Origin of the sequence: Vibrio sp. M60_M70, assembly GCF_037162085.1 — a bacterium.
GTDB classification, from domain to species: Bacteria; Pseudomonadota; Gammaproteobacteria; order Enterobacterales; family Vibrionaceae; genus Vibrio; species Vibrio diabolicus.
The window spans coordinates 2,337,979-2,361,392 of the sequence record NZ_JARLUL010000001.1; the positions used below are offsets into that span (position 1 = coordinate 2,337,979).

The window sequence follows — 23,414 nt, forward strand, 5'->3', positions numbered from 1 at the left end:
TCACACTATTTAACTGTGCAATGAGTTCAGAGCATTCACTCAAACAGTTCTTCCCCATACGCAAACGCGATGGGCCTGTGCAGAAGTCTACGAATAACAAAAATACGGCAAGCAGTATTTGTCGAAACGCAAACTTTGCGCCCCCCGCGAGGGGAGCCTAAATTACTGTAATGCGAAATCTGGAGACGCATCGTGCATCTAAGTCCTAACGATTCAAATCAATACCGCTACATTACCTTGAGCAATGAACTGCGTGTACTGCTGATTCATTCCGATACAGCTCAACAGTCGGCAGCTGCTCTGGCAGTGAACGTTGGACACTTCGACGACCCAAACGATCGCCAAGGTCTGGCACACTATTTAGAACACATGCTTTTTTTGGGTACGGAAAAATACCCTAAAGTGGGCGAGTTTCAAAGCTATATTAGCCAACACGGTGGAACAAACAACGCTTGGACTGGTACAGAGCACACTTGTTTCTTTTTCAATATTGCTCCAAATGCCTTTGAAAGTGCCTTAGATCGATTTAGCCAATTTTTTACCGCACCTTTGTTTAACGAAGAAGCATTAGACAAAGAACGCCAGGCTGTCGACTCCGAATACAAGCTCAAACTCAATGATGATTCTCGTCGCCTGTATCAAGTTAACAAAGAAGTCATCAATCCAGAGCACCCGTTTTCAAAATTCTCTGTCGGAAACTTAGATACTCTTGGCGACCGAGATGGTAAATCCATCCGCGACGAAATTGTGGAGTTTCACCACTCTCAGTATTCCGCCGATTTGATGACACTGACTCTATTTGGGCCACAGCCGCTCGATGAACAGCAAGCTTGGGTAGAAGCCATGTTTGCAGACATCCCAAATCACCATCTTCGTGGAAAATCGATTGATGTACCGATCGGCACTGAGGAAAGCACGGGCATTTTGGTTCAAGTCGAGCCGCTCAAAGAGTTCCGTAAACTGATTCTCACATTCCCCATGCCGGGAATGGATGCGCATTATAGCGTGAAGCCACTCTCCTACTTTGCTCACCTGTTGGGTTATGAAGGAGAAGGCAGTTTGATGCTTCAACTCAAAGAAAAAGGCTGGATTACTTCTCTCTCAGCGGGCGGCGGCGCGAGTGGCAGTAACTACCGAGACTTTACCGTAAGCTGCACCCTGACGCCAAACGGCTTAGATCATGTTGATGATATCGTTCAAGCAGTTTTTCAATACCTCTCGATGATCAAACAAGACGGGTTAGATGAATGGCGCTATCTCGAAAAACAAGCGGTATTAGAATCGGCTTTTCGCTTCCAAGAGCCATCGCGCCCAATGGATCTCGTCAGCCATCTGGTGATCAACATGCAGCACTATCAACCGGAAGACACGGTTTATGGTGACTACAAAATGGCGGGCTACGATGAAGAGTTACAGCGTTCATTGCTGCGATACTTAACCATCGATAATGTGCGCGTCACTTTGATTGCTAAAGGCCTGGAATACAATCGTACTGCCGAATGGTACTTTACCCCGTACTCCGTCACGCCTTTTAGTGAAGACCAACGTCGTTTCTATCAACAAATCGATCCAAGCTGGCAATTCGTCTTACCGGAAAAGAACCCTTATATTTGCTACGATCTAGACCCCATGCCACTCGAAAATGGTGATTCACTGCCAGAGTTGATTGAGGATCTCGAAGGGTTTCGGCTGTGGCATTTGCAAGATGACGAATTTCGCGTACCCAAAGGTGTCGTTTATGTCGCTATCGACAGCTCTCATGCCGTTGCATCACCAAAGAACATCGTCAAAACGCGCTTATGTGTAGAGATGTTCCTCGATTCGCTAGCAAAAGAAACCTATCAAGCAGAAATCGCAGGGATGGGTTACAACATGTATGCTCACCAAGGTGGCGTGACCTTAACCCTCTCAGGGTTCAGTCAAAAGCTGCCTCAGTTGCTAGAAATGATTCTGCACCGTTTTGCTTCTCGAGATTTCAGCCCTGCTCGCTTTGAAACCATCAAACAACAACTGTTACGAAACTGGAGAAATGCTTCACAAGATCGCCCTATTTCGCAGCTGTTTAACGCACTTACTGGGTTACTTCAACCCAATAACCCGCCTTTCGCAACCTTAGTCGAAGCGCTAGAAGAAATCGAAGTCGATGAACTCTCGGTATTCGTAGAATCCATTCTTGCAGAACTGCACGTTGAAATGTTTGTTTACGGAGACTGGCAACGCCAGCAAGCCCATGACATGGCAACGACCTTAAAGGATGCTCTAAGAGTTAACGAGCAACGTTATGAAGAGGCACTTCGTCCGCTCATTATGCTAGGTAAAAATGGCAGTTTTCAACGTGAGGTGCATTGTAACCAGCAAGATTCCGCGGTCGTTATTTACCACCAGTGCGAGGATATTGAACCTCGTAGTATCGCGCTATACTCATTGGCCAATCACCTTATGTCGGCAACGTTTTTCCACGAAATCCGTACCAAGCAGCAATTAGGTTACATGGTAGGCACTGGCAATATGCCGCTAAATCGTCACCCTGGTATTGTACTGTATGTGCAGTCACCTAATGCAGCACCTGCCGAGCTGGTTACCTCAATCGATGAGTTTTTAAATGCCTTTTATATGGTGTTGTTAGAGTTAAACGATTACCAATGGCACAGCAGTAAGCGCGGCTTGTGGAACCAAATAGCAACGCCGGACACCACACTTCGAGGTCGGGCTCAACGTCTTTGGGTTGCGATAGGAAATAAAGACACTGAGTTTAACCAACGTGACAAGGTACTGGCGGAGTTGAAGAAGCTGACGCGCGCAGACATGATTCGCTTCGTTGTGAACGAATTGAAACCTCGTACTGCAAATCGTTTGATCATGCACTCTCAAGGTCAAGCGCATTCGGAGGCTCCGCGCATCCATCTAGGACAAGAAATAGGATCGATTGAAGAGTTCCAACTTCGGCCAAAAGATTGCGGCTTGGGGTGATCTAGTTGCGCAGAAATAAAATTGTCGATTACTAGAATGAACCTACAAACCCATGAGGTTGTCGGTCTCATAGATTGAATCGGCACCATAATTGGCAGAAAATTGAAATTACGCCATTGCGGCTTATGCTCTAATTACCGCACTAAAAATAACTTAATGAGGTAATCATGAAAAAAGCACTTTTACTTGTGGCTCTTATACTGCCATTGGCATCTGCTCACGCTGAAATCTCGGTGAAAGGTGATGGCTTTGAGCTAAGTAACGACTGTGTCCGCCTAAGCGGAGACAATGTTTCCATCAAATCAGATGATTGCTCTTCAAAACAGTGGAAAGATAAAGACAACAAAGGCAACAGCAGCGTTCACGGGGACGACAACCCAGGAAAAGGCCACAATAAAGATAAGAAAGACAAGAAGAAGTAACTATTTCTTATTTATGAAAAAGGCTTGCCACTGGCAAGCCTTTTTCTTTACCGAAGCAACGTTTAATAGAATGTGGTTCCTTCTCCAGCTCGAGTAAGCAAACCATCACACGGTGCGTAACGATCGCCATACTTCGATGCAAACTCATTCATTTTCTCAACCAGTTCTTTAATGCCAAACTGATCCATATAACGGAATGGACCGCCCAAGAATGGAGGGAAACCAATGCCAAATATTGCACCAATATCACCATCACGTGGCGAGCGAATGATGCCGTCATCCAAACAACGTACCGCTTCATTCAGCATTGGTAGTACACAGCGCAACGCAATATCGTTATCGCTCAGCTTAGATTCAGGATCGAGCTTAAGCAGCTTGTAGATAGATTTATCGACTTCTTTCTTCTTACCTTTGTAAGTGTAGAAACCTTTCCCGCTCTTACGTCCTTTGCGACCGTCATTCAATAAGATATCGAACACGTCCGGGCCTTTGAATCGCTCACCTAACTCATTGACTAGAATCGGCATGATCTTCGCGCCAATGTCGACACCGACTTCATCCAGTAAGGTAATCGGGCCGACAGGGAAACCAAAATCAAGCAACGCCGTATCAATCTTTTCGATCGGTTCGTTAGCCAAAAGAATATGCGCCGCTTCGTTCATGTATGGCGCAAGAATGCGGTTCACGTAAAAGCCCGCTTTGTCTTTCACTACGATCGGGGTTTTACCTTGCTTTTTAGCAAGTGCAACGACTGTTGAAATGGTTTCATCTGAGGTCGTTTCATGCGGAATCACTTCCACCAACGGCATTTTTTCTACCGGGCTGAAGTAATGCAAACCCACTACGTTTTCTGGACGCTCCGCTTTTTCTGCAATTTTGTGGATTGGTAACGAAGAAGTATTAGTCGCAAAGATGGTTTCCGGCTTGGCATTCGCTTCAATATCCGCCACCATTTTTTGTTTAAGATCTAAGTCTTCAAAAACGGCTTCAATTACGACATCAATATGATTAAAGCTGGTAAAGTCGACACCGCCAGACAGTTGCAACATTTTCGCTTGCAGATCGGCTTTTGATAGAATGCGACGTTTACGCTGTTTCTCAAATAACTTGTAGTTGTAGTTGAGTGCGTTTAGAACGCCATCGTTGCTGACGTCTTTGATGCGGACAGGCACCTTCGCTTTTGCAACAGACACATGGCTGATTCCTGCGCCCATCAAGCCACCGCCAAGCACGCCAACTTTATGAACTGGCGCGGGTTTCGCATCCGTACCATTTTCTTTCTTCATTTCCGTTGTCGCAAAGAAGATAGAACGGAGCGCTTTTGATTCAGAGCTCATCACAAGCTCACCGAAGCGTTTCGCTTCAAGCTCTTGTCCTTGGGCGAAACCTTTCTCTAAACCATGCTGAATAACGTCTAAAATCGCGACCGTTGCAGGATAGTTACCACGGGTTTTCTGATTGGTTTTCTTCGCTGCCTGTTCAAACACAAACTTGCGCCCTAACCCACTACCCGACATCACTTTTTCTTTCGTCGATAGCTTTTTCGTACCCTTGTTTTTACCTTTGTCGATAAACTGTTTTGCTACGTCGAGCAAAATGGTGTCAGGGACACAGGCGTCAACCACACCCAGCTTTTTAGCTTTCTTTGCGCGAAGCTGTTTACCCGTCAGGATCAAGTCCAGTGAAGGTAACAGGCCAATCAAACGCGGCAGACGCTGCGTACCGCCGGAACCTGGCAGCAATCCAAGCTGTACTTCTGGTAGGCCTAAACGCGTTTTATCTGAATCCGTACAAACACGATAATCACATGCAAGAGCAAGCTCTAAACCACCGCCCAAACATGGACCGTGAATAGCGGCAACCACAGGATATGGTAAGTCCGATAGCTGCTGGAATAGCTCTTGACCTTGCCTCGCTAATGCTTCTGCTTCACTTGCGGTCGTGCACGCTTCTAGCATGCGAACATCGGCCCCCGCGACAAAGTTGTCCGGTTTTAGGGAATGAATGATCATCCCTTTGATGCCACTGGCGTCTTTTAGCTGAGCAAAGATTTCTTTCATTTCATCAGCAAAAGCCGCCTGTAGCGTATTCATTTTTTCATTAGGTACGTCAATCGCTAACCAAGCAATATTCTGCTCATCAACTTTTAGACTAAATGCTTTTTGCTCGCTCATTACTCAACCTCCAGAATCATTGCTGCACCAAGACCGCCAGCTGCACATGCGGTATTCAATGCAATACCGCCACCACGGCGTTTCAGTTCACGTAGGGTTTGCGTCATCATTCGTGCACCTGTCGCCGCGAATGGGTGACCGTAAGCGATTGAGCCACCAAGCACGTTAAACTTATCCATGTCGATTTCACCGATCGCTTTCGAACGACCTAGATTTTCTTGAGCAAACTTATCTGAAGCAAACATCTTCACATTCGCCAATGCTTGCGCAGCAAACGCTTCGTGCATGTCGATCAACGTCAGATCAGACAATTCCAAGCCTGTATTTTCTAGCACTTTCGCTGTGGCATAAGTCGGTCCCATCAGCATGTCCTTTTCCACACCGATCGCTGAAAATGCGTAGCCACGTATGTAGCCAAGAATCTCCATGCCAAGCTCTTTCGCTTTACCTTCGCGCATCAACATCACTGCCGCACCACCATCAGTCAGTGGCGTACTGTTAGCTGCCGTAACACTGCCATACTGGCGATCAAAGGCAGGTCGAAGTTTCGCGTACCCTTCTACGGTTGAGTCGTGACGGACATTGTTGTCTTCCGAAATCCATTTTTTGTATGGTTCTGGAAAGGCCGTCATCACTTCACCTTGGATCTTACCTTCTTTCCAAGCTTGGGAAGCCAGCGTATGAGAGCGATGTGCAAGCGCATCCTGCTCTGCACGAGAAATACCATGCGTCTTTGCCATTTGCTCCGCAGTTTGTCCCATCGACAAGCCCGTCGAGTATTCGGCTACTGCAGGAGGCACTGGCATAAGGTCTTTAAAGCTCAAGTTTTTGAGGATGCTAAGCTTCTGACCCATTGTTTTTGTCTTACTTAGAGCAAGCAGATTAGCGGCCAGTTTCTTAGATACGCCAATAGGCAGGACGGAAGAAGAGTCTGCACCACCAGCAATACCGATATCGATGGTTCCCGCCATGATGCTTTCTGCGACATTGACCGCCGCTTGAAAACTCGTTGCACACGCACGAGTCACACTGTAAGCATCAGTATGGATGTTCATACCGGTGCCTAACACAATTTCTCGTGCGATGTTTGGCGCTTCAGGCATTTGTACTACTTGTCCAAATACCACTTGTTCGATTAACTTCGGATCAATATCTGTTCGAGCAAGCATTTCGCTTACTACCATTTTCCCTAAATCGACCGCTGGCACTTTGCTAAATTCCGTGCTTTGACGAGCAAAGGGAGTTCGAAGCCCCGCGACAATAGCGACACGCTCACCATTGCGTGTTTTTACTTCCTGCTTGCCCATTGTTTCTCCTTAAATACAAGAGGTCTGACCTGATGCATTGTAATGAATTTGTTAAATTTATCAAACATGCGTTTAAATAAACGTGAAGCAAGTAGATCAATTACTCTACTTCTTTGATTCTTATGCGATTAATAATGATTAACTATAGAGAGTTAAAACGGTAAGAGGTATATGGAAGGTAAAATCGAAGCAAAAAAAACCACACATAACTGTGTGGTCGGAATATCTATAAAACAATTAACTTACGCCAATTGAAAATTAATCAGTTTCCTGATTAGGAGAAAGTAAAGTCAGCCTTCAAAAGGAAGTGTCATCTTGCTCAACATGTTAGTCGCAATGACTAACGAGATGACAAGATGTACTATAACCCCTTCACTGCTTGATATTTTGAAATAGATCAATTTTATAGTGATTTTACGAGCTTTAAGCACATCTAAAAGGCTCAGCAATGCAAACCGATTCAAAAATTCACCGCTAGCAGTCTCTTTTTATGTCCCATCGAATGAACTTATCCAAACCATTGATTACTAATGATGATATTGTTAACAATCTTTACCAATTCATGTTCGATGATATTTGGCATTTGCGTATACACTTTTAAGTAACCACATAGCTTATTGTGTCAGAGGTTATCTACGACACACGCTCAACCGAAACCGCGAGGCTATTGAAAAGTAAAGTCATGCTCAGAACAAATAAGAAACTCACAGAGCGAGGATGGAGGCTCCTGTGGCCATATTAAAAATGTTTGGAAAGAAAAATTCCAACAGTCCGGTCAACTCTGATATGGACAAGCAAAGAAAATACGAAGCGCTCGTCCGAGGGTACCATCGTGACTTATATCGCTACGCATACTGGTTGTGCAAAGATAAAGCGATAGCGGAAGATCTAGTTCAGGAAACCTGTCTTAGAGCTTGGAAGTCACTCGATAGCCTTCAGGACGAAAAAGCTGCCAAGTCTTGGCTCATCACAATATTGAGACGAGAAAATGCGCGCCGCTTCGAACGTAAACAATTTGATTTAGTTGATATCGATGATTACGGCAATGATGCTAAAGTCAGCGATGACCCACATCATCAGCAAGAATGGCTGCAAGCACAGATCATGAAACTCGATGTTGAATACCGCGAGCCTTTATTTCTCCAAGTTGTCGGTGGTTTCAGCGGAGAAGAGATTGGCGACATTCTTGATTTAAATAAAAATACAGTGATGACTCGATTATTTCGCGCTCGTAATCAACTCAAAGAGATGTTGGATTCTCAAGATACTAAGAGAGGACAAAAGAATGGATGATTTAGAATTTCGTCGTCGTATTTTGTCGGATCCAAAACAAAAGGATGAAGAGATTCTGCAAGCTTTAGCTGGTAGCGACGCCAACAATAAGTTTGTTGATGACGTTTTGGATCTCGACGTAAAAATTAAACAAGCCATGAATGTGGATGTACCTGAAGATCTCGCTGATAAGATTTTATTTAGTCAGACGTCGAGTGCACTTGATGAAGAGAAGGTCGTCAGACCAAACTTTGTGCGCAAAGCAATGGCACTTGCCGCTTCTATTGCGTTCACCGCAGGATTATTAGTTGGTCAAGTAAACTGGGGAAATGTTTTGGTGTCTCCAGCACAAGCCAGTTTAGCTGATACCGCGATGAAACACGTTATTCATGAAGAACCTTTTGTTCGTCATCTTGATGAGGATGTACCGAGCTCGCAAATTAATGCGAAAATGTCGCCATTTCATTACCAGTTTAGTGAAAACTTTCCGTATCACGTTTACTACCTAAACCACTGCGGTTTTGGCGAATCCAATGCGGTGCATATGGTATTCCAAGGTCCAAAAGGTAAAGTAACGTTATTTATTACTGGTATTCCTAGCGAACAAAGTACCGACTTTAATAAGGATGGCATGACCGGAATCGTTCAGCCCGTCGGGAGTTCAAGCCTGATTTTAGTCGGAGAAGAAGGTGAAAATATTGATGCTATCGCTACGACTCTTGCATCAATGATTAAACCGATGTAATAACTTCGACGATTTCCAGCCTTCAAAAGGTTAAATGCCGCTAAATGATCTTATTTAGCGGCATTTTTGTATAAATAGAACACAAAACATTCACCATCGCTATAGCATTTAGAGCTTAAACTCTAAATTATGCATTTTAAGTGCAATTTCCCGTCTTTTAGACATCATTTCTGCAATTTTTATTCAATTTTATCCAATGGTCGGATTTGTCCAAGCAACTATTGATACTACTATCTGCGCCACTGAGCAAAAGCTCAATTTATCGTCCAAAGAGACGAATCTAATAAGGAAAAACAAATGACTCAGAACACGCGTCTGTTTAAAAAGACTCTCCTAGCAGTAACGGTAGCTTTTGCCTCAGGTCAATCGATGGCAGCGGGTTTCCAAATCAACGCTCAATCAGCAACTGGCATCGGCCGTGCATTTGCTGGTGATGCAGTAATCGCAGATAACGCCGCGGTAATGGCTCGTAACCCAGCAGCAATGGCTCTATTTGATAAAATGGAACTTTCGCTAGGTTTCGAAAGCATTACTTCAATGATTGAAGTGAAAGATGCGAAATATTGTGGTTCAACGTGCCAAGTAGCACCAACACTATTCAAGCCTGTCGACTCAAACTATGACGACGCTGGCGATACTTCTATTGCACCGAACATTCATCTAATCGTTCCTGTAAATGACAAGTTTGCATGGGGCGTAAACGCATACTCTAATTTCGGTACTAAGACAGAATTCGACAATAGCTTTGCGGCAAAAGAATATGGCGGCTTAACTGATGTTAAGAGCGTAAACTTTGGCCTTGCAGGTTCTTACCGTCTCAATGAACAATGGAGCTTTGGTGCTGGTTTAGATTTAATCTACGGCCAAGGTACAATGAAGCGTGAACATGCTGCAATAGGCACACTTGTCGATGTAGACGAAGCTGATGGTTGGGCTGTAGGTTTCAATGTTGGTACTGTGTACGAGCTAGATGAAAACAATCGATTTGGTCTTGCATACCGCCATAGCCCAGAAATGGAAGCAAAAGACGATAAAGGTCAAAAAATCACACTACCTTTACCAGATATGGCCGAGTTCTCTGGCTTCCACAAAATCCAAGACACTAAGTTTGCTGTACACTACAGCATCCAATACATTGGCTGGGAAACTTTCGATCAAATTGAATTCTCTAACTTAAAAGGCTCTCCTCTTGGCTCATCGTACGATAAACAGTACCAGTGGCAAGATGGTTGGCACTACTCGATTGGTGGTACATATTACCTAAGTAATAACTGGACACTTCGTGCTGGTTACATGTACGACACGAGCGCTCAAGCTGACTTAACGTCTGTTTCCGTTCCTGACTCAGATCGCCAATGGTTCTCTACCGGCTTTACTTATCACATTGATAGTAAATCAAATGTCGACTTTGGCTTTACGTACCTAATGGGTAAAGATGTTGAGGTAAATGAATCAACACCAAACCCAATGTACAACCCAGGTGACGCTCAAAGCCCTCAAAATATCTCGAGCTTGTCAGCAACAACACGCGCTGATGCAATTCTATTCGGCTTACAATACAGCCGTAGCTTCTAAACGCTTCGCTGTTAGTTAGTAGAAAAATACTTTATATAAAAGGCTGGATTTCCAGCCTTTTTTCATATCTGCGATTTATTGCCCACTCAATTTGAGTGAACACGTGTATCTAAATCTCACAATTAGGACGCACAGCTGTTCGCTGAATTTCGTTTACAAGCCTTTCACAGTTAGATTATTAAACCACCCAAGCAACACTTGAAAGAATAATATTCCAAATGACTACTTATGTTGGATTTTCATTTCTAAAGTAAAAACTCTACCTTTAAACTTTCGTCCCACGTTATAAACAAATCAGCGAACATTCGAATGAAAACCAACAAGACTCTTCTATCAACAGCAGTGGCATTAAGCCTACTTGGCACAACGGGCATGGCTAACGCTGCAGGTTTCCAACTTGCTGAATATTCTGCAACAGGCCTAGGTCGAGCATATGCTGGTGAAGCAGCAATGGCTGACAACGCAAGTGCACAATGGCGTAACCCAGCAATGCTAACTTATTTGGAAGGCACTCAAGTGTCCGTTGGTGCAATCTATGTGAACCCAAATATTGATATTGAAGGTGATGTAAACTTCCACGGTAGTACTTCTTCTGCATCTTCAGATGATTTCGCACATGATGCAATCATTCCAAACTTCTACCTATCACACCAATACAATGAGAAATTCGCGATTGGTTTGGCATTTGGCACCAACTACGGCATGGAAACCGATTTAGGTAAAGGCTTTGGTGCTTCACACTTCGGTAACGAAGCAAGCGTAACGACAATGGAAGCGAACTTAAACGCAGCTTACAAAGTCAATGAATCAATCAGCGTTGGTGGTGGTATCCGTTACATCATCGGCGAAGGCAGCTTTGGCGCAGCCGCACCTAAGAATAACGTTGTAGGACAGCACCCTGTCACTGGCGATCCTATCAGTGTTCCTCAAGGTACCGCTCTAAAATACATGGAAGGTGACGATACCGCTTGGGGCTGGCAAGTTGGTACTGCATGGCAGATCAATGAAAATAACCGTATCGGCTTCGCGTACAAATCTGAAGTTGAACTGAAGCTTGAAGGCCATGCTGAAGGTCTAGGTTTTGGCTTCGGTACTAAGCTTTCACAACTACGTGACAACGGCTACATGTACCTAAACCTGCCTGCAACGGCTGAGTTGGCAAGCTTCCACCAAGTAACAGACCAACTTGCGTTACACGCAAGCTTTAACTGGACGGATTGGAGCTCTTTCGAGAAATTGGAAGCACGTTTAGATACTGCTGGCACGCATATGGTTAAAGTAGAAAACTGGGAAGATAACTACCGCTTTGCTGTTGGTGCTACTTACCAGCTTGATCCTAAGATAGCGCTACGTGCTGGTATTGCATACGATACTTCAGCGGTAAGCGACAAAAACCGTACGATCACTATTCCAGAAACTGACCGTACTTGGCTAAGTATTGGCGCAACGTACGATTGGACGAAAGACTTCAGCCTAGACGCTGGCTTCACCTATATTTTCGCGAAAGACGCGCCAATCGTTGAGTCTCGTGGTTATAAGTCAGACGACGCTGCGGAACAAGTCGGCGGCCAATTCGTAGGCGAAACTACGGGTAATGTTTGGCTAATCGGTGTTCAAGCAAACTACCGTTTCTAACCAAACAGCAAAAATACAAAAAAGGCTTAGCATCAGCTAAGCCTTTTTTATTTGTATATTGTAAGGAACAGCGCTTAAAAGTCTTCTAGGTATTCGTCTAAATACTCTTCTTCTTCGATGTTAACTTCTTCAACGGTTTCAACTTCTGCTTTAAAGTTTTGACGCTGAATATAAACATCGCGAGTAAGAATATATGGATCCGGCGACGAGTCTAACTGTGCTTCTTGCGGTACTAATAAAGCACGCTTCTCCATGCCTTCAAACGCCCACTTGCCCAAACTCGCCCAGAAGTTGAGGTAAGAGAGGGGTAAATACGTACTATCTACGGTATCTGTCACTTCACGTAAGGTATACGGGCCATAACCTGGAATCATGAAGTAAGGGCCATTTCCAACACCGTAGTGGCCTACTGCATCACTGAACGCTTTCTCGTCGTATTTCGTAATACCCGCGGCACTTGCAATATCGAATAAACCGAAAATACCAAACGTCGAGTTAATCCAAAAACGATTAAAGTGGTCCACGGCTTTCGTGCCGTTACCCATGACTAAGTTATTAACCATGCTGGCTGGCTCATCTAAGTTCGACAAGAAGTTAGCAATACCGGAACGAATAGGAACTGGCGTGTATTCCACATACGCAAGTGATACAGGACGAACCAAATACGGATCTAAATATTCGTAGTTGATTTCCCACATGGTTCGGTTAAAGCCTTCCAACGGGTCATACACATCAGAAGTCGTTTGATTTGTTTCTTGTCCTGTTACTGCTTCATCAGGCGCACTTGAACAGCCAACCAGTCCAACTGCAAGCAGTAACAAGAAGGTAGATTTACCCTTGTTATACATTTTATTTTCCATAACGACTATTAATGTACCTAAGTCACCCAATGAACATTTGTACGTATGTTGAGCAGTATACGTAGTAAAGATGACTCAGATATGGGAATAAATAAAGGCCAGCAGTCGCTGGCCTTCGGTATTCTACTCGATCGTTTAAAGTCATACCACTAAAGGCAACAGACTCTACCCCGTTGTCATATTTCAGAGACAGACGCTAACGATTAATATTGCTGGTCAATGGTCACTTCTACTGGTGCGCCAAATTCAACGACGTCACTTTCTCCGTGCCAATCTTGATCACGCGTTGCTACGTTACCGTCAGAGTCCACACGCACACGGACGATTAACTTGTCGAGTGAAGATAGTTTTTGCCCTTGCATCATGGCATTACCATCATCTAATACGACTGTACGAGGGAAAGTACCCAGCGGATAGCGAGCTGCAGCAACAGGCATTGGTGAGCCATCTGAACGATGTACCGATACGATGAGAACTGCGTTTGGATCTAACTGAGCATTTGGTGCCACATTAATTGTCACAGCGACACTCTTATCTGGTGAAACCGCTTCGCCCATTTGCTTACGAGCACTCTCAATACTGCGTGACAACATCTCGTAGCGGCTATCTTCTGGACCAATCATTTGCTGCATGATTCCCCAGTACTTGATCGCTGCCGGAAAGTCTTGACGCTCAAACGCATCGAACGCTAACAAAGAAAACACACGCAGATCGACATAGTCTTGCTGCATCAGCTTGCCGAGTAATGAGCGAGCCGTCGCTTGATCCATTTCCTCTTGAGACAGCATCAGAGCTTGTGCATAACCCAACATCACATCAGGATCTTTGGGCTCTAGGCGATATGACTTTTCCATCGCATCGATAGCAGTCGTGACATCACGATTTGCTAACGCAATACGACCTAGCAGTAACCAACCTGTCGAGTCTTCCGGCTGGTAATGTAAGCGAGTTCGAAGGGCTAGGGTCAAGTCCGCCATTTCGTCGTCGCTCAACGGCTCAGAAGAAGCCGACATCAGCTTTTTCGATAACTCAGGTAGATTAGCAGACACTTCTTGCCATTGGACGATATCGTCTGACGCGCCAAATTTATAATACAAACCATAGCTCAGCACCACCGTCAGAATTACCGATGGAACTAAAACCGCGATTGGGGAAACCTTGGTTTCTTTTTGCGCTTTATCACCAGGGATATCGTCAAGCAGTGATTGCTTTAGATCAGAAATCAGTTCGTCTTCGCTTTCAACCAGGCCTTCGTCAGTTTCTTCTGCAAGCTCAGATAGTCGGTCTTTATAAAATGCCTTGTTGAGCTCATCGCGTAACACATCATCGTTGTTCGCTTTTTGTTTAAGCAGCGGCAAAGCCACCAGCGCACAAGCAATAAGCGTAAGAGCAACGGTGGAAATCCAAAATAGTGTCATTACTTCTTATCTCCGTTGTTCTCTTCTTCAAGCAATGCTTTTAAACGAGCTTCTTTTTGCTCATCCCATTGCTCGTCACTGCTCGCTTTTGCCTTAACTTTAGATTTACGGCTACGCAGTACAATCAAACCAAAACCACCCAATACTACAGCGAGTGGCCCTAGCCACAAGATCGCAGTCGCAACCGTAAATGGTGGGTTGTAAGTCACGAAGTTACCGTAACGGGCGATCATGTAATCAACAATCTCATCTTTGGACTTACCTTCTTTGGTCATTTCGTACACCTTATGGCGTAAGTCTTGAGCAAGTTCAGCGTTAGAATCCGAGATCGTGTTGTTCTGACATTTAGGGCAACGGAGCGTATGGCTTAGCTCTTTGAACTGCTGTTCTTGTTCCAAGTTATCGAACTCGTATACTTCAATGGCCGCATGAGCAGCAAGAGATAATGTCATCGCAGCAAAAACGGCAAGAATTAGCTTTCTCATTGCTTCGCCTCCTCAACCAATTTGTTGTAAAGCGGCTCCAGTGTTTCTGACCAATTACGTGGGTTTACATCCCCTACATGGCGATAGCGAATCACACCATTTGCATCAATAATGAATGTTTCTGGAGCACCATAAACGCCAAGGTCAAGACCAAGCATACCGCTACCATCAAATAGGCTAATTAAGTAAGGGTTGCCGAGATCATTCAACCAGCCTACCGCTTTGTTACGATCATCTTTGTAATTCATACCGATGATCTTAACGCCCTTACCCGCCAATTCGTTTAGGTATTTATGCTCTGCATAACATGTTGGACACCACGTTGCCCAAACGTTCAAGAGCAACGGCTCACCTTTAAAAATTGACTGGTCGTATTGTTTTCCAGGTTCAGCTAAGTCTTCTAAGTGAAACTCAGGAACTGGCTTACCAACCAAAACCGACTCCAATTTCGTTGGATCATCGCCCTCTTGGTTGCGCATTAACTGGGTTGCGAAAATGCCCGCCAAAATCATGAAAGCGACGAGCGGAATAAATAAGATTTTCTTATTCATGTTATGCCTCCTGCTCTTTTGACTTCGCGTTTTTCTTTGAAGATTTACGGAAGCGATAACGCTTATCTGAAATCGCTAGTGCACCGCCTAACGCCATAATCAAAGAGCCAGCCCAAATCCAACGAACGAACGGTTTATAGTAAATACGAACAGCCCAAGATCGGTTGTCGTCTAAACGTTCACCCATTGCAATGTATAAGTCACGACTAATGCCACGGTCAATGGCAGCTTCGGTCATCATAGACTTAGCCGTACGGTAGAAGCGCTTCTCAGCGTGAAGCGTATTCACGTATTTGCCATCATGTGTGATCTCAAAATCCGCGATGTAGCCATCGTAGTTTGGACCATCTTTATCACGCAGGCCTGAGAAGTAGAAATCATAACCTTGAATTTGGAAGTGTTCGCCAGGTGCTAAACGTACATCACGCTCGATGCTGTAGTTCTGTACCATCGCAATACCGATAACAGATACCGCCAGACCAACATGACCCAACATCATCGCCCAATGGCTACGCTGCAGCTTACGAACACCTTCACTAAAGCTATGACGGTGCGTTGCACGCTCATATAGTTCAAAGCCATGCATTGCAATAATCCAAATCGCCATTACCCAGCCAATGTAAGCCATAGTTGAGAAGAAGTCGGCAAACAGGTATACGCATACCGCGGCCAAAGCAAAAGCAAGCACACCTGAAACGAGCATTGGTTTCACAAGTTTAGATAAATTGTCTCGCTTCCAACGGATAAGTGGACCAATACCAAGTAGGAAAGCAAATGGCATCATCAACCACGCAAACAGCATGTCGAAGAATGGCGCACCGATAGAAACCGACCCCAAACCAAGCTGCTTATGTACGAGCGGCAATAATGTCCCCACTAACACCACAACAAGTGCTGCGATAAGTAATACGTTATTGGCTAGGAGCGCGTTTTCACGAGAGACTAAGTCGAAGTTACCTCGTACACGCACTGCCGCCCCTTTCACGGCAAACAGCAGTAAAGAACCACCGATAACGAAAACTAAGAAACCTAGAATAAACATACCGCGCGACGGGTCAGACGCGAACGCGTGCACCGATACTAAAATACCGGAACGGACTAAGAATGTGCCCAACAAACTCAACGAAAATGCAGAGATTGCCAATAGTACCGTCCACGCTTTAAATGTGCCGCGTTTTTCTGTCACTGCAAGAGAGTGCATTAATGCGGTACCCGCTAACCAAGGCATGAATGATGCGTTTTCTACTGGATCCCAGAACCACCAGCCACCCCAGCCAAGTTCGTAGTAAGCCCACCAAGAGCCTAGTGCGATACCGAGTGTTAAAAATACCCATGCAGCGGTTGTCCAAGGACGAGACCAACGGGCCCAAGCCGTATCAAGGCGTCCGGTCATTAGGGATGCGATCGCAAAGGAGAAGGCAACCGAGAAACCAACGTAGCCCATGTAAAGCATTGGCGGATGAACAATCAAACCAGGGTCTTGAAGCAGAGGGTTCAAATCACGTCCGTCAACCGGGAAGAACGGTAACGTACGTAGGAATGGGTTTGACGTTAGGATGATAAACAGTAGGAAACCCACTGAGATCATGCCCATTACGGCAAGTACACGTGCAACCGACTCTTGCGGCATACCACGACTGAATGTCGCTACAGCGACAGTCCAAGCAGCTTGGATTAACACCCATAGCAACAGTGAACCTTCGTGTGCACCCCATACTGCGGTTAAACGGTAGTACCAAGGAAGCTGACTATTCGAGTTGCTCGCTACATACTGTAACGTGAAGTCGTTGGTATAAAATCCCCAACATAAAATGGCGAAAGAGAACAACAGCATCAGGAACATAGACCAAGATAGCGGTCGCGCTGTGTTCATGAGCATGGTGTTATTATTCGATGCTCCCCACAATGGCAATACGCTCAGCAGCACAGCCATTGCAAGCGAAAGAATGAGAGCAAAGTGACCGATTTCAGCAATCATTGGCCGCTTCCTTGTTTCTGTTCGGTGCTGTATTGAAGCGGTTCATGCGTTTTCTTCATCGCTTCTGCAATTTCTGGTGGCATGTATTCTTCATCGTGCTTCGCTAGGACCTCAAATGCCTCAACTGTCGTGGCATCTTTCAGTACACCTTGAGCCACAATACCCTGCCCTTCACGGAACAAGTCAGGAAGAATACCGTCATAAGTAATCGTCACTTTAGGACCGACATCGTGCAGGTCAAAACTCACTTTCAAAGAATTAGGATCTCGACGAACCGAGCCCACAACCACCATACCACCAATACGCAGACGCTGGCCTACTTCTGGCTTGGTGCCATCTGGCTTACCATTAACCAATTCCGTTGGAGTGTAGAAAAGGTCCATATTTTGGTTAAGCGCATAAAGTATCAAACCAATGGTGGCACTAATACCGATAAAGATCGCTAGTACGATACCTAGCCTCTTTTTACGTCTCGGGTTCATAAGGTGTTCTCCATGTTCTTCGCTGCGTCGATACGAGCTTGACGGTCAATTTTTGCTTTCACTTCTTTCAATAATGCATCACCGCGGCGAAGGCTAGTGATCAGAAGAATCAGCATGGATAAGAAAGTAATACCAAACGCACTCCATACGTATGATGCGTAGCCACCCATGGCAAAAAAGTCGCTCAGAGATTCAAAATGCATAATCAATTACCTCACTGAGTTTGTTCTGTTGCGAGTTTGCGCACCCAAGGGCGGTGACTTTCTTTACTGATGATTTCGTTACGAAAACGTACCATCGTCACTGCACCAAAGAAGAACGCAAAGCCAAAGATGTTTAGCAATAACGGCCAAAGCATGTCGGATGAAATAGAAGGTTGTTCAAATTTCGTGATCGTCGCGCCTTGGTGAAGCGTGTTCCACCATTCTACGGAAAAGTGAATGATAGGTAGGTTCACGACGCCTACGATCGCTAAAATACCCGCCGCTTTTGCGGCTGTTTTCTGATCGTCAAACGCGTGATAAAGCGCAATAACACCAAGGTAGAGAAATAGAAGAATCAATTCTGAAGTAAGACGGGCGTCCCATACCCACCAAGTGCCCCACATTGGCTTACCCCAAACGGCACCAGTAAGTAGAGCAATGAAGGTAAATACCGCACCAATCGGCGCCATCGCAAGCGCCGCCATATCAGATAGACGTACTTGCCATACTAAGCCAATAAATGCCGCAATCGCCATCGACATATAAACGCCCATAGACCAAATAGCTGATGGGACGTGAATATAGATGATTCGGAAACTGTCACCTTGTTGGTAATCTGAAGGCGCAAATGCAAGCCCCCAAACCGTACCAACCGATAAGCATACGAGGGCCAATACAGAAAACCAAGGCAGAAACTTACCACTCAAACGGTAAGCGGTTTCTGGCTTGGCATAAGGATGTAGCCATTTCCACATGTTTTGTTCTCACTCTTACTTCAGGGACACTGTCTAAAGGGTTGAGACCGTAGCAGTGCTTTAATAATAATTCTTTGATCAAGCGCCGCTTCATTGGCACTTTATTGAGTTAGTTAACACTAACTCTCAATGCGGCACTAATGGCAAAAGGCGTTAACGTCATCGCTCCCATTAGCATCGCACCTAAAATTGCTAGTTGACCGTTATACGCCATACCAAGCGCGGCGGCATCAATTGCTGATGTTGCGAAAATCAAAATTGGGATGTAGAGCGGAAGAATAAGCAAACTCAAAAGAACGCCCCCTTTTGCAACCCAACCGTCAAAGCCACACCAATAGCTCCAATAAAACTTAGTGTCGGTGTACCGATCATCAAGGTTAGTACAACAGATAGCCAAGTATTGAAATCGAGCGAAAGTAAAACCGCCAATAATGGGCTAATTAGGATCAGAGGTAACCCTGTTAACAACCAATGTGCTATGACCTTTGAAACCACTACAAGTTGCAATGGAATCGGCATTAGCATCATTTGTTCCAATGCACCGTCTTGAAAATCATCACGAAATAGACGCTCTAATGATAATAAGGCGGATAGCAATGCGGCAACCCAAACAATGCCCGCTGCAATACGTGCTAACAAATTTGGTTCAGGCCCGATACTAAGAGGAAACAGAGTAATAACAATAATAAAGAACCAAAGCGGGTTCAGAATGTCTGCCTGACGGCGAAATGCTATCAATAGCTCGCGGCGAATGATGGTGGTCATAGATGGAATCATATCAATCACCCAACTTTATTTTTCTAAGTTTCGGGCTGTCCGAAAACATATCTTGATGCGTCGTCAACACGACAATACCGCCATTATCAGCGTGACTTGCGAACAAAGATTCAAGCACTTTGACGCCTTGCTTATCGATGGCGGTCAACGGTTCATCTAAAATCCATAAAATTTGCTTACTGAGCCATAACCTTGCTAGTGCCACTCGTCGTTGCTGACCTGCGGAAAGCTGTGCTACAGGCACATCTTCTCGACCAGCTAAACCAACTTGAGTTAAAGCAGTGAAGATTTCTTCGTCAGAAGAGCGGTTATTTTGAATAGATTGGTAAAAACGTAAGTTTTCTAGTGCGGTAAGCTCTCGTTTCACTCCAGTTTGATGCCCTAAGAACAGCAGATCTTGATGGAAAACATCACGAGATTTTTCAACCTCTTCTCCTTTCCACTTAATGATGCCTTCTTCTCTATCACCTAAACCTGTCACAATACGTAGTAACGTAGTTTTGCCAGTACCATTGCGCCCTTCTATCTGGACCAATTCACCAGGCTTAATTTCAAACTGCAGGTTTTCAAACAGGACCCTCTCATCACGGATCGCTGTCAGGTTAGATACTTCTAACATAGAGCTTCAACTAAAAAATGAACGAAGCGCTATATTAGCACAGCTTAGTTATGACAAAACAGGATAAGAGGGCTGGGATGTATGTAAGTTCATGTATTTTTGTTAATTAATCATCACACTTTAATAAAATTAACTATAAGTAGTTATAAGCTCTCATTTTAACTTGGGGAGCGAGTGCTAAGAATGAAAAGAGCTTAAGGTAATCTAGGGCTGTATTGCAAAAAGATAATTAGTAACCGAACACAAAAAAAGAGGCTTATCGCCTCTTTTTATCGCTTTAAAACCTTTAGCGTCGACGACGTCCACGCGTCGGGTATTCTGCATCATCTGATGGCTGACCGCTTAGTGGTGGAATTTTCTCTTTTCCCGCCAGTTTTTTCTGTAGTGAAAGCATCAATTCCGCTTCAGCTTTTGGCAGTTCACACTCTTCAATGAGCTCATTGATATCTGCACCAAGCTGTACCATTTTAGAAGCTCGACTGTACAAGCGACCATCAGTATCAGCGTGCTCGAGTTCACGAATTCTCTCGTTTAGGTGCTGAATAATGTCTTGTTGTTCCGTTACTTTTTGTCCAAGACCAACGACAACCGAACGCACTTCGAGTAACTGCTTACTCAACTTTTGTACTTCTTTATCTACATGTCGAGACTGTGCTCGTTGCTGGTCTACTTGCTTTTGCAACCCCGAGCGAATGCGCAGTTGCAAAACAACCAACACCAACACGATAAAAGCGACGCCACCCGCAAGGAATGGAACAGATAAAAGAGTCTCTTCAGCCATCATTATTCAGCCCATTATAGGTGAGCCATCTCGTCCCATTCGTCATCCGTTAGGAGCTTGTTCAAATCCACAAGGATAAGAAGTTTGCCGTCACGGTTGCTCACACCTTGGATGAACTTCGCGCTTTCATCAGTACCAACAGAAGGCGTCGTGTCAATTTCAGAAGAACGTAGGTAAACCACTTCTGCCACACTATCTACCAAAATACCAATCACTTGACGCTCTGACTCGATCACAATAATACGAGTATTATCTGTAACTTCGCCTTCCATCAGGCCGAAACGCGAACGCGTGTCGATAACAGTAACCACGTTACCACGCAGGTTGATGATACCCAGAACATAATCTGGCGCACCTGGAACGGGTGCAATTTCAGTATAACGAAGTACTTCACGAACTTGCATTACGTTGATGCCGTACGTTTCTTCTTCTAGCTGGAACGTCACCCACTGAAGAACTTCGTCATTCGATGCATCTTTCTTCACTTCTACTTCAAAAGCTTGAGACATAGTTAATCCTCGTTAATGTCGTTCCCGACTTAAATCTAATTCAGTGATTTGACATCTAAACCGGCGTTTAGCATGTCAATGAGCGCCTGGACATGAATTAAGGCGCACATTTTTTCTTTTACCATGCCCGCTAGCCAAGGGCGCTTACCCGCCTGTTCACGCCAGCGAACCTTGTCGATATTGAGCGTTTCGGTCCCCATTAGTTGGTTACTGGCCAGCCCCCACATGCTCTCTCCAAGCATGACAACGTATTGGTAATTATCTTTGTAACTGTCATCGCGAAGCTTATCTGCCATCACCCATTTCGCGGTATCGACGACATCAAACTGTTGCTCACGATTTGTTTGTAGCCCCAAATACCAGGCGGGCTTTCCTATCAAATGGTTAAGCTCGCTGATGCGATGAATACCACCTAACTCATCAAGCGGTACGGCAAACGTGACATCATTCACATCAAAGTAAAGCACTTGAAAATCTTCACTTCGCTTCGTGCTTTCCCAGTCAGTTGGTATTTCGGAACCTGTTTGTGTCTCGAGCTCGGTATCAACGTTCGATTCTATATTGACATCATGCTCAATCACCGATTGAGGTTCAACCAGTTCTGGCTGAGTTCCCTCAAAAACTGGCGCATCAATCACCCAGTCTTGTATCTCTTCAACTGTTTGTAACTCGGACGCCTCACTAACGGTTTGCACTTCTGGCTCAGCCGCTTTTATTTCTGCTGCAATATCAATCGTATTTTGTTCAAGAATACTATCAATATCTAACTCGGCTAAAGGGTTGCTTGCTTCAAGCTGACTTAATAACCTTTGCACATCTTCCAGATTTGGGGCTTCCAATTCTGGCGGGTACGCTTCTTGAAACTGGTAAGTTTCCGGCTCCGAGTATTGAAACTGCAATTCTGGCTCTGGCTCTGGCTCTGGCTCTGGCTCTGGCTCTGGCTCTGGCTCTGGCTCTGGCTCTGGCTCTGGCTCTGGCTCTGGCTCTGGCTCTGCAGATGATATTTCTTGAGCCAGCAAGTCAAGCTCTTCCTCAAGAGTCGTTGCTTCAGCCTCATCACCCAATAGCGCATTAAAGTAGTCATCAAGCGCTTGTTCACTGGAAAGCACGTCGTTACTGCTCATCGAACGCTAACCTCTCCAGGTAAATCAATAACTGTTTATACGCAAACACACCGCGACTACCAGATGCAAAATGCGATGCTGGCAAATGCTTTAAACTAGCATCACGGAACTTGGTATCAATCGGCACCGCAGAGGTCCATACTTGATTTGGGTAATCTTTCTTCAGTTGCATCAATGTCTGCAAAGACGCTTTGGTGCGCTTGTCATACATCGTTGGAACGATAGTCACTTTGAAACCACCCGGACGAGACTTTTGCATAATGGTTAACGTGCGCATCATGCGTTCCAAGCCTTTCATCGCCAAAAACTCGGTTTGAACGGGAATCAAAATTCGGTCACTGGCGGCCAGTGCGTTCACCATCATCACACCAAGAATTGGCGGGCAGTCAATCAACACATAATCATAGTCTTGTGAGACCGCTTGTAGAGCTCGTTTTAAGATCAGCCCCATCCCACTGCGATTCCCCATTACGCGATCAAGCGTGGCAAGGGACATATGCGCGGGAATGATATCCATCCCTTCCAGTTTTGTCTCTAGGATTAACGGCCTCACCGTTTCACGAGAGAATGTCTTCAACTGGAATAAATCAAACAGGCTCGAAGTTACTGCGTCAGGATCATAACCAAGATAGGTAGTCAGTGATGCGTGAGGGTCAGTATCGACCATCAGTACGCGATGACCTTTTTGACTCAGCAAACCCGCTAATGTCACTGTTGAGGTGGTTTTACCCACGCCACCTTTCTGGTTAGCTACACTCCAAACAATCATGAT

21 protein-coding genes and 1 pseudogene are annotated in these 23,414 nt (G+C 45.0%); 6 read left to right on the forward strand and 16 right to left on the reverse strand.

What is annotated here, in order from left to right:
* Positions 1-192: 192 nt before the first annotated feature.
* Positions 193-2,970 carry an insulinase family protein gene (locus P4S59_RS10830; RefSeq protein ID WP_047104372.1) on the forward strand — a complete coding sequence of 926 codons (2,778 nt, stop codon included), beginning with the start codon at positions 193-195 and terminating at the stop codon, positions 2,968-2,970.
* 167 nt (positions 2,971-3,137) lie between these two features.
* Entirely contained in the window at positions 3,138-3,392 is a 255-nt protein-coding gene (locus P4S59_RS10835) for a CG2 omega domain protein (RefSeq protein WP_337168400.1), read from the forward strand.
* 62 nt (positions 3,393-3,454) lie between these two features.
* Here P4S59_RS10835 and fadJ read toward each other — a convergent pair whose 3' ends face one another.
* Entirely contained in the window at positions 3,455-5,566 is a 2,112-nt protein-coding gene (gene fadJ, locus P4S59_RS10840) for a fatty acid oxidation complex subunit alpha FadJ (protein ID WP_005394283.1), read from the reverse strand.
* On the reverse strand, positions 5,566-6,873 hold the full coding sequence (gene fadI / locus P4S59_RS10845; RefSeq protein ID WP_337168401.1) for an acetyl-CoA C-acyltransferase FadI: 1,308 nt from the start codon (positions 6,871-6,873) through the stop codon (positions 5,566-5,568). Before fadI ends, fadJ begins: the two co-directional genes overlap by 1 nt.
* 717 nt (positions 6,874-7,590) lie before the next feature.
* On the opposite strand from fadI, the gene P4S59_RS10850 reads away from it, so the two are divergent.
* The 4 genes from P4S59_RS10850 (at position 7,591) to P4S59_RS10865 (ending at position 12,100) form a co-directional block, all read left to right on the forward strand.
* Positions 7,591-8,166, forward strand: coding sequence for a sigma-70 family RNA polymerase sigma factor (locus tag P4S59_RS10850; protein ID WP_029836529.1), 576 nt, complete (start codon positions 7,591-7,593; stop codon positions 8,164-8,166).
* Complete coding sequence (locus P4S59_RS10855; RefSeq protein ID WP_005380527.1) at positions 8,159-8,890, forward strand: DUF3379 domain-containing protein; 732 nt, start codon at positions 8,159-8,161, stop codon at positions 8,888-8,890. The genes P4S59_RS10850 and P4S59_RS10855 overlap by 8 nt, the downstream gene beginning before the upstream one ends.
* A 297-nt stretch (positions 8,891-9,187) precedes the next feature.
* Positions 9,188-10,465 (forward strand): outer membrane protein transport protein, encoded by a 1,278-nt coding sequence (locus tag P4S59_RS10860; RefSeq protein WP_085342876.1) that lies wholly within the window; start codon positions 9,188-9,190, stop codon positions 10,463-10,465.
* Between the two features lie 309 nt (positions 10,466-10,774).
* Positions 10,775-12,100 carry an outer membrane protein transport protein gene (locus tag P4S59_RS10865; RefSeq protein WP_256949124.1) on the forward strand — a complete coding sequence of 442 codons (1,326 nt, stop codon included), beginning with the start codon at positions 10,775-10,777 and terminating at the stop codon, positions 12,098-12,100.
* A 74-nt stretch (positions 12,101-12,174) separates the two neighbouring features.
* On the opposite strand, the gene P4S59_RS10870 is transcribed toward P4S59_RS10865, so the two are convergent.
* The 14 genes and pseudogenes from P4S59_RS10870 to P4S59_RS10935 all read right to left on the reverse strand — a co-directional run bounded on the left by P4S59_RS10870 (position 12,175) and on the right by P4S59_RS10935 (position 23,411).
* On the reverse strand, positions 12,175-12,948 hold the full coding sequence (locus P4S59_RS10870; RefSeq protein ID WP_005394290.1) for an MlaA family lipoprotein: 774 nt from the start codon (positions 12,946-12,948) through the stop codon (positions 12,175-12,177).
* Between the two features lie 215 nt (positions 12,949-13,163).
* The gene (ccmI, locus tag P4S59_RS10875) at positions 13,164-14,378 is read right to left on the reverse strand and encodes a c-type cytochrome biogenesis protein CcmI (protein WP_017820807.1); all 1,215 of its coding nucleotides are present in this window, start codon (positions 14,376-14,378) and stop codon (positions 13,164-13,166) included.
* Entirely contained in the window at positions 14,378-14,863 is a 486-nt protein-coding gene (locus tag P4S59_RS10880; RefSeq protein WP_005380519.1) for a cytochrome c-type biogenesis protein, read from the reverse strand. The genes ccmI and P4S59_RS10880 overlap by 1 nt, the downstream gene beginning before the upstream one ends.
* Positions 14,860-15,414: a DsbE family thiol:disulfide interchange protein gene (locus P4S59_RS10885; RefSeq protein ID WP_012841537.1), complete on the reverse strand. Its 555-nt coding sequence runs from the start codon at positions 15,412-15,414 to the stop codon at positions 14,860-14,862. The genes P4S59_RS10880 and P4S59_RS10885 overlap by 4 nt, the downstream gene beginning before the upstream one ends.
* Before the next feature lies 1 nt (position 15,415).
* Positions 15,416-17,392 (reverse strand): heme lyase CcmF/NrfE family subunit, encoded by a 1,977-nt coding sequence (locus tag P4S59_RS10890; protein ID WP_005394299.1) that lies wholly within the window; start codon positions 17,390-17,392, stop codon positions 15,416-15,418.
* Positions 17,389-17,874 (reverse strand): cytochrome c maturation protein CcmE, encoded by a 486-nt coding sequence (gene ccmE, locus P4S59_RS10895; RefSeq protein WP_005380516.1) that lies wholly within the window; start codon positions 17,872-17,874, stop codon positions 17,389-17,391. Before ccmE ends, P4S59_RS10890 begins: the two co-directional genes overlap by 4 nt.
* Complete coding sequence (gene ccmD / locus P4S59_RS10900) at positions 17,871-18,077, reverse strand: heme exporter protein CcmD (RefSeq protein WP_005380515.1); 207 nt, start codon at positions 18,075-18,077, stop codon at positions 17,871-17,873. Before ccmD ends, ccmE begins: the two co-directional genes overlap by 4 nt.
* A gap of 11 nt (positions 18,078-18,088) precedes the next feature.
* Entirely contained in the window at positions 18,089-18,832 is a 744-nt protein-coding gene (locus tag P4S59_RS10905) for a heme ABC transporter permease (RefSeq protein ID WP_005394301.1), read from the reverse strand.
* 109 nt (positions 18,833-18,941) lie between these two features.
* A pseudogene (gene ccmB / locus P4S59_RS10910) lies at positions 18,942-19,609 on the reverse strand (heme exporter protein CcmB).
* 1 nt (position 19,610) lies between these two features.
* On the reverse strand, positions 19,611-20,228 hold the full coding sequence (ccmA, locus tag P4S59_RS10915) for a cytochrome c biogenesis heme-transporting ATPase CcmA (RefSeq protein ID WP_012841536.1): 618 nt from the start codon (positions 20,226-20,228) through the stop codon (positions 19,611-19,613).
* Positions 20,229-20,514: 286 nt separating this feature from the next.
* Positions 20,515-21,009: a DUF2802 domain-containing protein gene (locus P4S59_RS10920; RefSeq protein ID WP_046875563.1), complete on the reverse strand. Its 495-nt coding sequence runs from the start codon at positions 21,007-21,009 to the stop codon at positions 20,515-20,517.
* 14 nt (positions 21,010-21,023) lie between these two features.
* Positions 21,024-21,518, reverse strand: a complete 495-nt coding sequence (locus P4S59_RS10925; protein WP_005380507.1) for a chemotaxis protein CheW — start codon at positions 21,516-21,518, stop codon at positions 21,024-21,026.
* A gap of 35 nt (positions 21,519-21,553) precedes the next feature.
* Complete coding sequence (locus P4S59_RS10930; protein WP_337168402.1) at positions 21,554-22,642, reverse strand: chemotaxis protein CheW; 1,089 nt, start codon at positions 22,640-22,642, stop codon at positions 21,554-21,556.
* On the reverse strand, positions 22,632-23,411 hold the full coding sequence (locus tag P4S59_RS10935; RefSeq protein WP_006741712.1) for a ParA family protein: 780 nt from the start codon (positions 23,409-23,411) through the stop codon (positions 22,632-22,634). Before P4S59_RS10935 ends, P4S59_RS10930 begins: the two co-directional genes overlap by 11 nt.
* Positions 23,412-23,414 lie beyond the last annotated feature (3 nt).